Source organism: Falsiroseomonas algicola (assembly GCF_011040385.1).
Taxonomy (GTDB): Bacteria; Pseudomonadota; Alphaproteobacteria; order Acetobacterales; family Acetobacteraceae; genus Falsiroseomonas; species Falsiroseomonas algicola.
In genome coordinates this window covers 105,028-118,932 of the sequence record NZ_JAAIKB010000011.1, presented here as the reverse complement: position 1 = coordinate 118,932, position 13,905 = coordinate 105,028, and the positions used below count along the sequence as shown (strand labels likewise).

Sequence of the window (13,905 nt, the reverse complement as noted above, 5' to 3'; positions counted from 1 at the left end):
GCATTGCCGCCGCGCCCCCGCTACCCCGCGTGGGGCCTTTCCCGCGCCTCCCGGCTTTCGCTGCGCAGCCGCATGGCGGCGCTGGTCCTGGCAGGGACGCTGCCGCTGATCGGCTTCAACCTCGCTGGCATCTACAACGACTTCAGGCATGAGCAGGATCGCGCGGGGCGCCAGGCGCTCGACCTCGCGCGCGGTCTGGCGCTGGCGGTGGAAGGGGAGTTGCGGACGCGCGTCGCGTCGCTGGAGGTGCTGGCGCTGTCGCGCGCGGCACGGCGCGGCGACCTGCCTGACCTGCGCGCCATGGCGGAGGCGGTGGTCGCGCAGCATTCGCCCGATGCCGCGATCCTGATGCTGGCGGAGGATGGGCAGCAGCTGCTGAACACGGCGCTGCCACCGGAGGCCGAGCTGCCGATGCGCGGCACGCTCGACAACCAGCGGCGCGTCTTCGCGACAGGCCGCGCTGCCGTCTCCGACCTCTATGAGGGCTTCGTGCCCGGGCGGCTGGTCGTGGCGATCGACGTGCCGGTGCGCGACGCGGCGGGCCGGCTGCGCGCGGTGCTGGCCATGAACCCGTCGCTCGCCACCTTCGACGAGGTGCTGCGCCGGCAGCATCCCTCGAATGGCTGGATCATCACGCTGCTCGACCGCGCCGGCCGCCGGATCGCGCGGTCGCCGGAGCGGGAGGAGATGCGCGGGGCGCCGATGCCGCGGGATTTCATGCCGGCCTGGGCGATGGGCGGCGACGGGATCGTCACCGCCACCACGCCGGATGGCGCGGCGCTGCTGGCGGCGCATGCGCGGCTGCCGGCATCGGGCTGGGGCGTCGTGGTCGCGGTGCCGATGGCGGAGCTGACGCGGCCGGCATTGCTCTCCGCGCTGACCTCCACGGCCATTGGCGGCGCGCTGCTGCTGCTGGGCCTGGTGCTCGCGCATCGCGTCTCGCTCAGCGTGACCCGCCCGATCGGCGCGCTGCGCCGGCTGGCGGCGGCGCCGGATGGCGATCTCGGGCGGCTTCCCCCGTCGACGGGGCTGGCCGAGACGGATGAGGTGGCGGGCGCTCTGCGGGCCGAGGCGCGGCGGCGGAGTGAGGCGATCGCGGGGCTGAAGGACAGCGAGCGTCGGCTGCGGCTGGTGGTGGCGGAGCTGAACCACCGCGCCAAGAACGCGCTGGCGACGGTGCAGGCGCTGGCGCTGCAGACCGCGCGGGGGGAGGCCGGGTCCGACCCCGCCCGCTTCGCCAGCGAATTCGGCGCGCGGCTGCAGACGCTGTCCCGTGCGCATGACCTGCTGACGGCGATGTCCTGGGAACCGGCGGCGCTGCATGCGGTGGTGCGGGCGGGGCTGGCGCCCTGGCTGGAGCCGGCGGATCCCCGCGTCTCCTTCCGCTGCGGCTGTTCGCCGATGCCGCCCCCGGCCTCCCCGGGCCAGGCGCAGGCCATCGTGCTGGCGCTGCATGAGCTGGCGACGAATGCGGTGAAGCATGGCGCGCTGTCCCGTCCGGAAGGCCGGGTGGAGGTGACCTGCTGGGCGGAGGAGGAGGGCGGCGTCGGCCTGATCACCTGGCAGGAGATCGGCGGGCCGCCCGTGCCGGGACCGCCCGCGCGGCGGGGCTTCGGGACGCGGCTGCTGGAACGGGCTTTGGCCAAGGACCTCGGCCCCGGATCGGCAGTGACCCTGGCCTTCGAGCCGGAGGGGGTGCGCGCCACGATGCGGTTCCTGCCGCGGCGCAACGCGGCGGCGGCGGAGGCGATGGCGGCGGCGGTCTGATCGCCACGATCAGCCCCTACGTCGGAAACGCTCCACCGCGCTGACCAGCGCCGTCCGCACGCCGGGCTCCAGCGCGGAGTGTCCGGCATCGGGGATGATGGTCAGCCGCGCCCGCGGCCAGGCGGCGGCGAGGTCGAAGGCGGTGTCGCAGGGGCAGACCATGTCGTAGCGGCCCTGCACGATCTCCGCTGGGATATGCGCGATGCGGTCCATGCCGCCCAACAGCCCGCCGGGCGGCAGGAAGAGGTCATGCTTGAAGTAATGCGCCTCGATCCGTGCGAGGCCGAGCGCGGTGCGATCCTGCGCGAAGCTCGCCACCGTCTCCGGGCTCGGCAGCAGGGTGGAGCAGGAGCCTTCGTAGAGGCTCCAGGCCCGGGCGGCGGGCTGGTGGACCATGGGGTCGGGATCGCAGAGCCGCCGGAGATAGGCGTTCAGCAGGTCACCCCGCTCCGCCGGCGTGACGTGCTCGGCGAAGGCGTTCCAGGCATCGGGGAAGATGCGGCGGAGGCCGTAGAGGAACCACTCCACCTCCGACTGCCGGCCGAGGAAGACGCCGCGCAGCACGCAGCCCGTCACGCGGTCCGGATGCGCCTGGGCATAGGCGAGCGCGAGGGTGCTGCCCCAGCTGCCGCCGAAGAGCAGCCAGCGTTCGATGCCGAGGAAGCGGCGAAGCGATTCGATGTCCGCGACCAGGTGCGGCGTCGTGTTCTCCCGCAAATCGCCGAGCGGGCGGGACCGGCCGGCGCCGCGCTGGTCGAAGATCACGACGCGGAAATGGGCGGGATCGAAGAAGCGGCGATGGATGGCCCCCGCCCCGGCGCCTGGGCCCCCATGCAGGAAGAGCACGGGCTGGCCGCGGGGATTGCCCACCTGTTCCCAATACATGACGTGGCCCGCGGAGAGCGGCAGCAGGCCGGTCTCATAGGGAGCGATGTCGGGAAACAGGTCGCCGCGCGGCATGGAAGCCCTTTAAGGGCGCGCGGGGCGCCGAGTCCATGGGTCCGTTGCGCGCGCGACAGCGGATTTGTGGCTTTTCGCCCTTCGCCCCGGCGCCGTTCGTGCCTAGTTTGGGAAGATGGCCGAGACACCCTCCGCCGGGTCCAGGCCCGCCCCCGCCGGCGCGCTGCGCTGCGGGGTCTGCGGCACGGAAAGCCGGCATGCGCCCTTTCGCCCCGCGCCACCCGAACAGGCGCCGGACCTCGATCTGCGTCCCGGGGAGCCGGTGCGCTCCTCCATGGCGCGATGGCTGCAGCAATGCCCGGCCTGCGGCTATGCGGCGCCCGACATCACCCGCGCCCATCCGGCGGCGGCGGAAGCGGTGCGCGCGGCGCCCTTCCGGGCCCTGCTGCAGGACAGCACCACCCCGCCGCTGGCCCGCCGCTTCCTGGCCTGGGCGCTGGTGCTGGAGGAGACGGGCGCGCTGCATGCGGCCGCGGAGTCGACGCTGCACGCCGCCTGGGTGGCGGATGACCTCGGCCGGCCGGACCTGGCGCGGGCCTGGCGGCTGGATGCGGTGGCGCTGTGGCGCGGCGGCCCGCCGCTGGATGCGGAGCAGACCGTCCGCGTGATCGACGCGCTGCGCCGGGCGGAAGCCTGGGACGATGCGGCAAGCACGGCGGAGAGCCTCGGGCTGAGCGATCCGGCGGAGGCGGTGGCGCAGGTCGTCGCGCTGGAACGCCGGTTGATCGAGGCGCAGGATGCCGGGCGCCATACCGTGGCGAGCGCCCTGCCCCCACCCTCCCGCCGCCCGCATGTCAGCCACCAGCGCATCGCGGCCCGGGGCGACGGGATCTGGGCACGCATCAAGCGGCTGTTCGGCGGCGGCTGAGCACGGAGCGCGCACCTTGCGCGCCGTGTTGCGACGGGCTAGCGTTATAATATAACGTTACTCTGGAGACTTCCCCATGCGACGGCGTTCCCTCCTTGCCCTGCCCGGGGCCTTGCCGGCGCTGCTGCTGCCCGGCCTCGCGCGGGCGCAGGAAGCGCCGCTGGTCGTTGCCTCCTTCTCCATCCTCGGTGACCTGGTGCGGGAAGTGGCGGGCGGCGCGGTGCGGCTGCGGACGATCGCGGGGCCCAATGTGGATGCGCACAGCTTCCAGCCCCGACCAAGCGATGCGGAGGCACTGCGCGGCGCGGCGCTGGTGGTGCGCAACGGGCTCGGCTTCGATGGATGGATGGACCGGATGGTCCGCGCGGCCGGCTATCGCGGCCCGGTGGCGACGGCGACCGATGGCATCACGCCCCGCATGATGGCGGGGCATGCCCACAACCACAGCCATGGCGGCGGCGCGGAGCGGCGACACAGCCACTCGGTGGGCCCCCGCCAGGTGCCGGACCCCCATGCCTGGCAGGATCTGCGGCACGGCATCCACTACGTGCGCGGCATCGCCACGGCGCTGGCCGCCGCCGTGCCGGCGCAGGCGGGGGCGATCCAGGATGCCGCCGGCCGCTACGCCGCGCGGCTGGAAGCGCTGGATGGCTGGGTGCGCGCACAGATCGCCGCCGTCCCGGAAGCCCGCCGCAAGGTGATCACCAGCCACGACGCCTTCGGCTATTTCGGCGCGGCCTATGGCATCAACTTCCTCGCGCCCCAGGGTGTCTCCACCGAGGCCGAGCCCAGCGCCGGCGATGTGGCGCGGCTGATCCGCCAGATCCGGGCGGAGAGCATCACGGCGGTCTTCATGGAGAACATGGGCAACCCCGCCACGCTGCAACGTCTGGCGCGGGAGGCCGGGGTCGCGGTGCAGGGACGGCTCTACGCCGATGCGCTGAGCGAGGCCGGCGGGCCGGCGGCGAGCTACGAAGCGATGTTCAGGCACAATGTCGGGCTGCTGGTGCCCGCGATGCGGGGCCAGGCGGCATGAGGCGCTTCCTGCTGGCGGCGGCGGCCGCGATCATCCCGGGCATGGCTTTGGCCCAGGGACACACGGCGCCTGGCTTCACGCCACATGTCTCGACCGAGATCGACCTCGGCCTCTACGGCGTCGGCACCACCAGCGCGACGGATCGCGCGCGGGGCGGCACCAGCCTGTTCCTCTATGGCGAGGTCGCGGCGGGGCTGCACCTGACGCCGAACTTCTCCCTGCAAGGCGTCCTGGCCTTCGAGCCGATCGGCGAAGGCGATGCGCTGGGCGGCTTCCCCGATGGCGGCACCACCGGCTTCCGCCGGCAATCCGCCTTCATCGAGGCGCTCTACGCGGAATGGAAGCCGGATGCCGACACGACGCTGCAGGCCGGCCGCTTCGTCGCGCCCTTCGCGCGCGGGCACCACGACTTCCCCGGCATCCTCACGAAGATCCGGGCGCATGAGGTCTCCGCCATCACCGACAGCCTGGGTGTCGCGGCGACGCATACCGCCTTCGTCGATCCGTGGTGGGGCGAGCACGACATTTCCGCCGCCGTCTTCACGCTGGACCGGACGTTCCTCTCCTCCACGCTGATGACGCGGCGATCCTGCTGCGACGAACGATATGAGCGCTTCAACCGCAACACGCGCCAGCAGGGCGGCCCCGCGAATACGGGGCAGTTCGACAACGCCACCATCGCGCTGGATGGCGACCGCTTCGGCCTGCTGCCGGGCTTCTCCTACCACCTGGCGGTGCTGACCCGCGGCGCGGGGGATGACGGGACGGCGCGGGAATGGGGCTATGCCGCCGCCGCCCGCTACCAGGTGGATTGGAGCGCCGAGCAGTCCACCCTGTTCTTCGCGGAGGGCGTGCAGTTCCGCAACGCCGCGGCGCGGCCGCGCACCGAGATCACGCTGCTCGGCATCGATCCCGATACGGGCGACGAGATCGAGACGGCGCTGGAGACGAGCATCCGCGAGCGGCGGACCTTCACGACACTCGGCCTGCGCCACCGCATCGGCGAATGGCACGGCACGGTGGCCTGGCAGCGCGACCAGCGGAAGCGGAGCGTCGAGGCGCTGCCGACCGAGAACTACGTGGAGGCCTCCGTCGGGCGGGACATCCTGCCCAACGTCTCGCTGGATGTGGGCTACCAGTATGCCCGCTACGCGCGGGAGGAGACGGGCGGGCTCGGCACCGCGCATGCCGTGCTGTTCCGGCTGGGCTGGCGCGGGTTCTGAACCCGCCGGGCGGAAACGATCCGTTCGCCCGGCCCTGCGATCCTGACGCCTTGTGACGTGTTCGGCTATCCTGCGCGTCACGAGGCGGAAAGGTGGACGGGATGCGGTGGATCATGAATGGGGCGGCGGCGGCGATGCTGGCCGCCGGCAGCGCCCCGGCCGGCGCGCAGGAGGTGCGCCCCCAGGCCGGCTTCGTGCCGCATGTCAGCGGGGAGCTGGCGATCGACCTCTACGGCGTCTCCACCTATCGCGCGCCGTCGCGGACCGACCGGTTCCGCGACCTCTATACCAAGACGGAGCTGACCGCCGGGCTGCACCTGGCGGAGAGCGTCACCATCCAGGGCGTGCTGAAGTTCGAGCCCGTGGCGGGCGGCCCGACCGACGGCCAGGACCGCGCCTTCCAGGACCAGGGCGCCTGGGTGGAGTCGCTCTACGCGGAATGGCGGGCCGATCCGCGACTGACGCTCACGGCCGGCAAGTTCACCGCGCCCTTCGGGCGGGGCTGGGACAACCTGCCGGGCATCCGGCTGACCGACCAGGTCTCGATCTACGAAGTCTCGGAAAGCCTGGGTTTCGGGGCACGGGCAACGGTGCTGGATGACGCGGATGGGTGGGGGGAGCATCGGCTGTCCGCCGCCGTCTTCACCTTCGACACCACCTCCCTCTCCTCCACCGCGATCACGCGCAAGCGCTTCGGGCGGGACGAGGCCGATCGCTACCGCCGCAACAGCCGCGGGCTGGGCGGTGCGGGCAATACCGGGGAGCTCGACAACGTCGCGGTGGCGCTGGAGGGGGAGCGGATGGGCGCCCTGCCCGGCTTCACCTACCAGGTCGCGGTGCTGTCGCGCGGTGCCGGCACGGATGGGCGGGCGCGGGAATGGGGCACCGCCCTCGGCGCGAGCTGGGAGATCCCCTGGACGGAGGAGGTGTCCACGACGCTGTTCGCGGAGGCGGTGCGCTTCCGCAACGCCGGCGGGCGGCCGGTGGAGGAGGTGGACGGCACGCCGCTGCCGATCAGCGAACGCCGCACCATCACGACGCTGGCGGCGCAGACCACCTATGGCCCCTGGCGCGCCTCGCTGGGCTGGCAGGTGGAGAACCGCGACCGCAGCGCCAATGGCGTGGCGCGCGCCACCTATCTGGAAGCGAGCCTGGGGCGGGAGCTGGGGCTCGGCTTCACCGCCGATATCGGCTGGTCCCGCACCCGGGCGGGCACGGAGGAAGGCGGGCGCGGCAGCACCGATGCGGGGCTGGTGCTGGTGGGGTGGCGCCAGGGTTTCTGAGGATGGCTGGCGCGCGCATGGGGAAGGAATAGGCTGGCGGCGACGTCCCGGAAGGAATCGCTGGCATGCCGCGCCGGATCATCGACCTGTCCCTCGCGCTCGAGAACGATGTCGCGGCGGACCCGCCGGGCCTCGGCCCGCATATCGAGTATCGCGCGCACAAGGAGACGGTGGGCCAGCTGCTGGGCTTCTTCCCCGGCATCCGCCCCGACCAGCTGCCGGATGGGGAGGGCTGGGCGATCGAGATGATCCAGCTCACCACCCATAACGGCACGCATCTCGACGCGCCCTGGCACTATGCCAGCACCATGGATGGCGGCGCGCCGGCGCTGACGATCGACCAGGTGCCGCTGGACTGGTGCATCGGGCCGGGCGTGAAGCTGGATTTCCGGGACATGGCCGATGGCCATGTGGTGAGTGCCGCGGAGGTGCAGGCGGCGCTGGCCGCGATCGGCCATGTGCTGCGCCCCGGCGACATCGTGCTGGCCAATACCGCCGCCGGCGCCTGCTATGGCCGGCCCGACTACGTCGCGCGCGGCTGCGGCTTCGGGCGGGAGGCGACGCTGTGGCTGACGGGCCAGGGCGTGCGCGTGGTGGGCACCGATGGCTGGTCCTGGGACGCGCCCTTCATCCACACCAAGGCGCGGGTGGCGGAGACCGGCGATGCCAGCCTGATCTGGGAAGGCCACAAGGCCGGGCGGGAAGCGGGCTACTGCCAGATCGAGAAGCTGACCAACCTCGACCAGCTTCCCCCCACCGGCTTCACCGTTTCCTGCCTGCCGGTGAAGATCAAGGCGGCGTCGGGCGGCTGGTGCCGGGCCGTCGCGATCCTCGATGATTAGGGCGTGATCAGCCCGAGCCGCCGCGCCGCGACCACGCGGTAGAGGCGATCGCCGCGGAACTCCTCCTCGCAGCGGCAGGAATAGGCGAGCGAAACATCGTGCTCGTCGTCGCTGGCGCAGGCCGCGGCGGCGATCTCCGACCAGTCGGGGGCCGGCAGCGCGCGCATGGCTTCCGCTTCCTCCGCGGTCAAAGGCCGGGGGAAGCCCATCTTCGGATAGACGGAGGCGATGGCCTGCCAGAAGAAGCGGATGGCGCGCTTCTGGTCCTCCGCCTTCAGCAGCGGCAGCACCAGGCGCAGCCAATGCGTGCCGGTGACGGCGTGGATGGCGCAGAATTCCATGGTGTGCGCCAGCACCAGGAGCGAATCGCGGGCGATGCGGTCCAGCGTGTCGTCGCGCACCTCCAGCCAGTCATGCACCGGAGAGAAGGCGGGCATCCGCGCGACCTTGCGCATGGCGTGCCAGAGCAGGCCGTCATCGAAGGTGAGTGCGGCCAGCGTCGGTTCCGCCGCCACGCGCGCCAGCACGGCCAGCGGTTCGGCGGTGACGGGCTTCGCGCCCACGCCTTCGCCGAGCGGCAGGTAGGTGGCGGCCCAGTAGCCGAGGCTTTCCGCGACCTCGTTCGCATCGCCGGCGTCCCGCGCATAGGCCAGGCGCATCAGCGCGTGCAGCGCGCTGGCGGCGAGGCCGGGCAGCAACCGGGGCAGGTAGCGGCTGGCGAGCGCCTCCGCGGTGCCAAGGCGGGCGAGTTCGGCGCGGAAGAAGCTGCGGTAGGCCGCCTGGGCGGGGCGTTCGCCGAGGCGGAGCGTCCAGTTGAGCTGGGTGATGGTGACGTCGGAGGGCGGCGTGGGGGCGAGGTGGTTGTCGCGGAGGTAGGCGTCGAGGAAGCGCCGCGCATCGGCTTCCGTGCCGCCCAGGCGCTTCTGGGCGTGCAGGACCATGGGGGTGTGGTTGGCGAAGGCCTCCCCGTATTCCGCGCTGAGGGATCGGGCCTCGGTCAGCGCGTCGGTCATGGGTGGGCCTGAACGATCGTCATGAAGCGATCATAGACTACCGGCGCGTGTGATGGGAGGCGGGTGCCACTGATGACGGTCCAGGGGCGTCTCGCCCCTGGCGGGTGGGGTGTGGGGAGGGCGGAGCCCTCACCACGGGCGTTCAATGAGGACCAGCGCTTCGCGCCGGGACTCCCATGCCTCCGGCGGATTTTCCGCTCGCGGGGCAGTGCCCCGCGCCGCTACGCGGCCGCAAAAAGAGAAAGGACCGGCGCTGCGCGCCGGGATTCTCATGCCTCCGGCGGATTTTCCGCTCGCGGGGCAGTGCCCCGCGCCGCTACGCGGCCGCGGAAAATGGGCCCGGCAGGACTCGAACCTGCAACCAAGCCGTTATGAGCGGCCCGCTCTGACCATTGAGCTACGGGCCCGTGCCAGCGGGCCTCCCCTGCATCGCAAGGGCCGCGCGCTCATGCAAGCCCGGCGAGCACCTTGGCCGTGGCGCCGCTGATGTCGCCGAGCTTCTCGCCCGCCGCGCAGCGCGCCTGGACGCCGAGGCCGCGTTCCTGGCGGGCAATGGCCTGGCGCGCCTCGGCCTCGGCTTCCCCGGGCGGCAGGATCAGGACGCCGGATTCATCGGCCAGCACCGCGTCGCCGGGCATGACGACGACGCCGCCGATCGCGACGGGGACGTTCATCCGCCCGCCGAGGTCGTAGATGCGGGTCGTGATCGGGGCCAGGCCGCGACACCACAGCGGGAAGTCGCTGGCCTCCACCTCCTCGATATCGGTGCAGGCGCCGTCCACGATGCCGGCCTTGGCGCCGGCGGCCTTGGCGGCGACGGTGACGCCGCCGCCCCAGCAGGCGTGGCGGTCATCACCGAGGCGATCCACCACCAGCACGTCGCCCGGCCGCAGCAGGCCGAGGGCGTGGTGCAGCAGCGTCGAGTCGGGGCCGGGAATCTGCACCGTGACGGCCGTGCCGGCGACGCGGCGGCGCAGCAGGCCCTGGATCTTCCGGTCGCAGAAGCCCCAGTGGCGCCAATGGCCGACGGTCGCGGTCTCCGTCTTCTCCAGCAATTCGATGACTTCCGCGCTGATCTGCCCCGGCATGGGCTCGACGACGTAGCGGGCCATGGATTCAGTTCCTTCCAACGGCGCGGGTGAAGCCGACCAGGCGCTCCACCAGCAGGACAACGGCAAGGGCGACGATGATCAGCGTCATCGCCAGCGCGGCGACGAGGGGATCGGTGCGGTTCTCGGCATAGCGGAACATCTCGACCGGCAGGGTGGAGAGGCGGGGGCCGACGAGGAACAGGCTGATGACGGTCTCGTCGAAGGAGACGAGGAAGCAGAGTGCGCCGGCCGCGATGGCACCGGGCGCCGCGATGGGCAGAGTGACGCGGAGCGCCGCCTGCAGGGGTGTCGCGCCCAGCGTCCAGGCCGCTTCCTCCAGGTCCTTCGGCACGGCTCCGAAGGCGGTGGTCATGATGCGGACGGCGAAGGGGATGGCGACCATGGCGTGCGCCAGCACCAGGCCCGGCCAGGTGGCGGCGAGCTTCACGGGCTGCAGCGCCAGCAGCAAAGCGAGGCCCAGCACCAGAGTCGGCAGCAGCAGCGGTGCGGCCAGGAAACCGGCCAGGAAGCCACGCCCGGGAAAGTCCAGCCGCGCGATGGCATAGGCCGCGGGCCCGCCCGCCAGCAGCGCGATCACCGCGACGACGGCCGCCAGCACCGCGGAATTGCGCAGCGCCGCCATCAGCTCCGCATTGGAGACCAGCGCCGCATACCAGCGGAGCGAGAGCCCTGGCGGCGGAAAGGTCAGGAAGTCGCCGGCCGAGAAGGAGATGGCGCAGACCAGCAGGGCCGGCGCCAGCAGCAGCGCATAGCCGCAGATCGCGGCCAGGCGCAGCACCCAGCCCGGCCTCATCGCGCCACCTTCGCGACCAGGCCGCGCAGCGCCATGGCCAAGCCGAGCGACCCCAGCAGCAGCATCGCCATGGCGGCGGCGGCGGGCCAGTCCACCGTCTCCAGCGCCAGGTCGAAGATCTCGGTCGCCACGACGAAGACGCGCCCGCCGCCCATCAGCCGCGGCGTGACGAAGGCGGAGACGCCGAGCACGAAGACCAGCAGGAAGGCGGCGGCCAGTGCTGGTGCCGCCAGCGGCAGGGTGACGCGCAGGAAGGTCTTCGTGCGCGTCGCGCCAAGCGTGGCGGCCGCTTCCTCCAGCCGCGAGTCGAGGCGCCCGAGCCCCGCGATCAGCACGAGGCAGGCATAGGGCATCAGGCTCTCCGTCAGCCCGATGCGCACGCCGGTCCAGTTGTTGATGAGCCTGACGGGATCATCGACAACGCCGATCCAGGCCAGCACCGCATTGATCATGCCGCGGTCGCCGAGGATCGCCATCCAGCCGACGATACGGGCGGTGGAGGAGACGAGCAGGGGTGCCACGGCCATGAGGGAGAGCAGGCCGCGCCATTGCGGCGGCGCGCTCCGGATCAGCAGCGCGACGGGCAGCGCGAGCGCCACGGCGATGGCGCCGCAGGTGGCGGACAGCGTCGCGGTGTTCCAGGCGAGTTCCCAGGTGAAGTCATCCTCCACCAGCTTCGCCATGGTCTCGAGGCTGAAGGCCTCCTCCATCGCGCCCATGTCGGTGGTGCGGTTCAGGCTGATCCGCGCCAGCAGCGCCACCGGCCAGACGAAGCCCAGGCCGAGGATCAGCGCGGCGGGCAGGCAGAGGAGCAGGCCGATCACGCCGGGAAGACCCGGAGGTCGGCGGCGCGGAAGCCGAGGCGAAGCGTGTCGCCCACCCGAAGATCGGCGCCCGGCGATCCGCCGGGGAGGTCCGCGATCAGGCGGCCCGCGGGGGTCGCGCAGTCGAGCGTCACCAGGTCGCCGGTATAGGTGCGGCGGGAGAGCGTCGCGGGCAGGGTGTTCTCCGCGCCCTCATCATCCCGCAGCGGGCGGACATGGTGGGGGCGGATGAAGATCTCCGCGGCGCCGCTGGCGGGCGTTTCCGTCGCGCGAAGCTCGGCATCGCCCACGCGCAGCAGGCCGGGCTGCGTGACGGTCGCAGCCAGGCGCGCGGCGCGGCCGACGAAGGTGGCGACGAAGCGGGTGGCGGGCCGTTCGAAGATCTCCTCCGGCGTCGCCAGTTGCTCGATCCGGCCTTCGTTCATCACGGCGACGAGGTCCGCCATGGCCAGCGCCTCCGTCTGGTCATGCGTCACGAAGACGGCGGTGGTGCCGAGGCGCTGCTGGAGCGCGCGGATCTCGTCCCGCACCTCCTCCCGCAGCTTGGCGTCGAGCGCGCTGAGCGGTTCGTCCAGCAGCAGCAGGTCCGGTTGCGGCGCCAGCGCGCGGGCGAGTGCCACGCGCTGCTGCTGGCCGCCGGAGAGCTGGCGCGGCTTGCGCGCGGCGAGGGCGCCGAGGCCGACGAGGTTCAGCGCCTCCTGCACCCGCGGCGCACGATCGGCGCGGGGGTGGCCCCGCATCTCCAGCCCGAAGGCCACGTTCTGCGCCGCCGTCATGTGCGGGAACAGCGCGTAGGATTGGAACACCACGCCCATGTTGCGCTTGTGCGGCGGCAGGGCGGTGACGTCCCTGCCCTGCACCAGGATACGGCCGCTGTCCGGCACCTCCAGCCCCGCGATCATGCGGAGCGTCGTGGTCTTGCCGCAGCCGGAGGGGCCCAGCAGCGCCAGCAGCGCGCCCTGCCCCAGTTCCAGCGAGACGCCATCCACGGCGGGATGCGGCGCGCCGGGGAAGCGCCTGGTCAGCGCCTCCAGCCTCAAGTGGCTCATCAGCGCCCCGAGGCCGAGATCACCTCGCGCCGCCAGCGCTGGTTCCAGCCATCGCGCAGACGCACCATCTCGGTCCAGTCGAGCGGGATGACGCGGCTGCGGAATTCGGGCGCCAGCGCCGTGCGGGCCATCGCCTCCGGCGAGACCTGCGCGCGCGCATTGGTCGGGCCGTAGAACATGCGCTCCGTGAAGGCCTTCTGCGCATCGGCGGACAGGGCATGGGCGGCGAGCGCGAGCGCCTGCGCCCGGTTCTTGCTGTTGGCGACGATGTTGATGGTGTTGATCTGGAACACCGTCCCTTCCTCCGGCAGCACGACGCCGATGCGGCCCTGGGACTGATCGCGATAGAGTTGCGCGCGGGCGTTCCAGCCGGTGGCGAAGCGGACCTGGTCGTTCAGGATCAGCGTGTAGCCATCGGGATTGGGATCGAAGGTCTGCACCGCCGGCGCGATCTCCCGCAGCCGCGGCATGGCGGCGTTCAGGTTCTGCCAGGACCCGCCATTGGCATGCGCCAGGATCGCCGTCATCGCCAGGCCCTGGATGTTGGGCGGCGCGGAGAGCGCGATGCGGCCGCGATGCGCGGGGTCCCACATCGCCGCCCAGCGCGTCGGCGCCGGCGTGACCGCGCGGGTGTCATAGACCATGACCAGGTGGTCATAGGTGACGGCCGGACCGCAGGCGCCACCCGATGCCCGCGCCTGGTCGTCGAGTTCCGCGATCACCGGCAGGGTCGCGGCGTCGATGCGCTCCACCAGCCCCTCGGCGCAGGCGATGGCGGCGGTGGTGACGTCCATGATGACGACGTCGATCTGCGGATCGGCGCGCTGGGCGCGCAGCGTGCCGAGCATCTGCGCGCTGGTGCCGCCCTCATGGTACTGCACCGCCGTGCCGCTGCGCGCCGTGAAGGGCGCCAGCACGGTCTGGGTGTAGTTGTCCTTGAAGATGCCGGCATAGGCCTGGAGCGTGACGCGCCCGCCCGTCTGGGCCAGGGCAGGACCGGCGGCGAAAAGCGCGGCGGCGGCATAGGCGAGGATGCGCATGTGAAGACTCCCGGCAGGTGAGTGCCCGGAGCATCGCCCCGGAATGCGGGGCCTGCCAAGGGATAAGGCGGAATGCCCGCCCCCCGGAACTTCCG

The 13,905-nt window shown here is 72.3% G+C and carries 13 protein-coding genes and 1 tRNA gene; 6 read left to right on the top strand and 8 right to left on the bottom strand.

The window, feature by feature from the left end; translation table 11 throughout:
• Nucleotides 1-3: 3 nt before the first annotated feature.
• Nucleotides 4-1,767, top strand: coding sequence for a sensor histidine kinase (locus G3576_RS22820; RefSeq protein WP_164696776.1), 1,764 nt, complete (start codon nt 4-6; stop codon nt 1,765-1,767).
• Between the two features lie 9 nt (nt 1,768-1,776).
• Here the strand turns inward: G3576_RS22820 and pip are convergent, their stop codons facing one another.
• Complete coding sequence (gene pip / locus G3576_RS22815; RefSeq protein ID WP_164696775.1) at nt 1,777-2,727, bottom strand: prolyl aminopeptidase; 951 nt, start codon at nt 2,725-2,727, stop codon at nt 1,777-1,779.
• A 115-nt stretch (nt 2,728-2,842) separates the two neighbouring features.
• Between pip and G3576_RS32385 the strand changes: the two genes are divergently transcribed.
• The 5 genes from G3576_RS32385 to G3576_RS22790 all read left to right on the top strand — a co-directional run bounded on the left by G3576_RS32385 (nt 2,843) and on the right by G3576_RS22790 (nt 7,979).
• Nucleotides 2,843-3,595: a hypothetical protein gene (locus G3576_RS32385; RefSeq protein WP_164696774.1), complete on the top strand. Its 753-nt coding sequence runs from the start codon at nt 2,843-2,845 to the stop codon at nt 3,593-3,595.
• Nucleotides 3,596-3,671: 76 nt separating this feature from the next.
• The gene (locus G3576_RS22805; protein WP_164696773.1) at nt 3,672-4,631 is read left to right on the top strand and encodes a metal ABC transporter solute-binding protein, Zn/Mn family; all 960 of its coding nucleotides are present in this window, start codon (nt 3,672-3,674) and stop codon (nt 4,629-4,631) included.
• Nucleotides 4,628-5,854, top strand: coding sequence for a hypothetical protein (locus G3576_RS22800; protein WP_164696772.1), 1,227 nt, complete (start codon nt 4,628-4,630; stop codon nt 5,852-5,854). Before G3576_RS22805 ends, G3576_RS22800 begins: the two co-directional genes overlap by 4 nt.
• 101 nt (nt 5,855-5,955) lie before the next feature.
• On the top strand, nt 5,956-7,137 hold the full coding sequence (locus G3576_RS22795; protein ID WP_164696771.1) for a hypothetical protein: 1,182 nt from the start codon (nt 5,956-5,958) through the stop codon (nt 7,135-7,137).
• A gap of 65 nt (nt 7,138-7,202) precedes the next feature.
• Entirely contained in the window at nt 7,203-7,979 is a 777-nt protein-coding gene (locus G3576_RS22790; protein WP_164696770.1) for a cyclase family protein, read from the top strand.
• On the opposite strand, the gene G3576_RS22785 is transcribed toward G3576_RS22790, so the two are convergent.
• The 7 genes from G3576_RS22785 to G3576_RS22755 form a co-directional block, all read right to left on the bottom strand.
• The gene (locus G3576_RS22785) at nt 7,976-8,992 is read right to left on the bottom strand and encodes a questin oxidase family protein (protein WP_164696769.1); all 1,017 of its coding nucleotides are present in this window, start codon (nt 8,990-8,992) and stop codon (nt 7,976-7,978) included. The two genes, G3576_RS22790 and G3576_RS22785, sit on opposite strands and share 4 nt — an antisense overlap.
• 334 nt (nt 8,993-9,326) lie before the next feature.
• A tRNA-Ile gene (locus G3576_RS22780) sits at nt 9,327-9,399 on the bottom strand.
• A 39-nt stretch (nt 9,400-9,438) separates the two neighbouring features.
• On the bottom strand, nt 9,439-10,104 hold the full coding sequence (locus G3576_RS22775; protein WP_164696768.1) for an RraA family protein: 666 nt from the start codon (nt 10,102-10,104) through the stop codon (nt 9,439-9,441).
• Between the two features lie 4 nt (nt 10,105-10,108).
• Nucleotides 10,109-10,897 (bottom strand): ABC transporter permease, encoded by a 789-nt coding sequence (locus G3576_RS22770; protein ID WP_164696767.1) that lies wholly within the window; start codon nt 10,895-10,897, stop codon nt 10,109-10,111.
• Nucleotides 10,894-11,721, bottom strand: a complete 828-nt coding sequence (locus tag G3576_RS22765) for an ABC transporter permease (protein ID WP_164696766.1) — start codon at nt 11,719-11,721, stop codon at nt 10,894-10,896. Before G3576_RS22765 ends, G3576_RS22770 begins: the two co-directional genes overlap by 4 nt.
• Nucleotides 11,718-12,770: an ABC transporter ATP-binding protein gene (locus tag G3576_RS22760; RefSeq protein ID WP_164696765.1), complete on the bottom strand. Its 1,053-nt coding sequence runs from the start codon at nt 12,768-12,770 to the stop codon at nt 11,718-11,720. Before G3576_RS22760 ends, G3576_RS22765 begins: the two co-directional genes overlap by 4 nt.
• Nucleotides 12,770-13,810 carry an extracellular solute-binding protein gene (locus G3576_RS22755; protein WP_164696764.1) on the bottom strand — a complete coding sequence of 347 codons (1,041 nt, stop codon included), beginning with the start codon at nt 13,808-13,810 and terminating at the stop codon, nt 12,770-12,772. The genes G3576_RS22760 and G3576_RS22755 overlap by 1 nt, the downstream gene beginning before the upstream one ends.
• Nucleotides 13,811-13,905 lie beyond the last annotated feature (95 nt).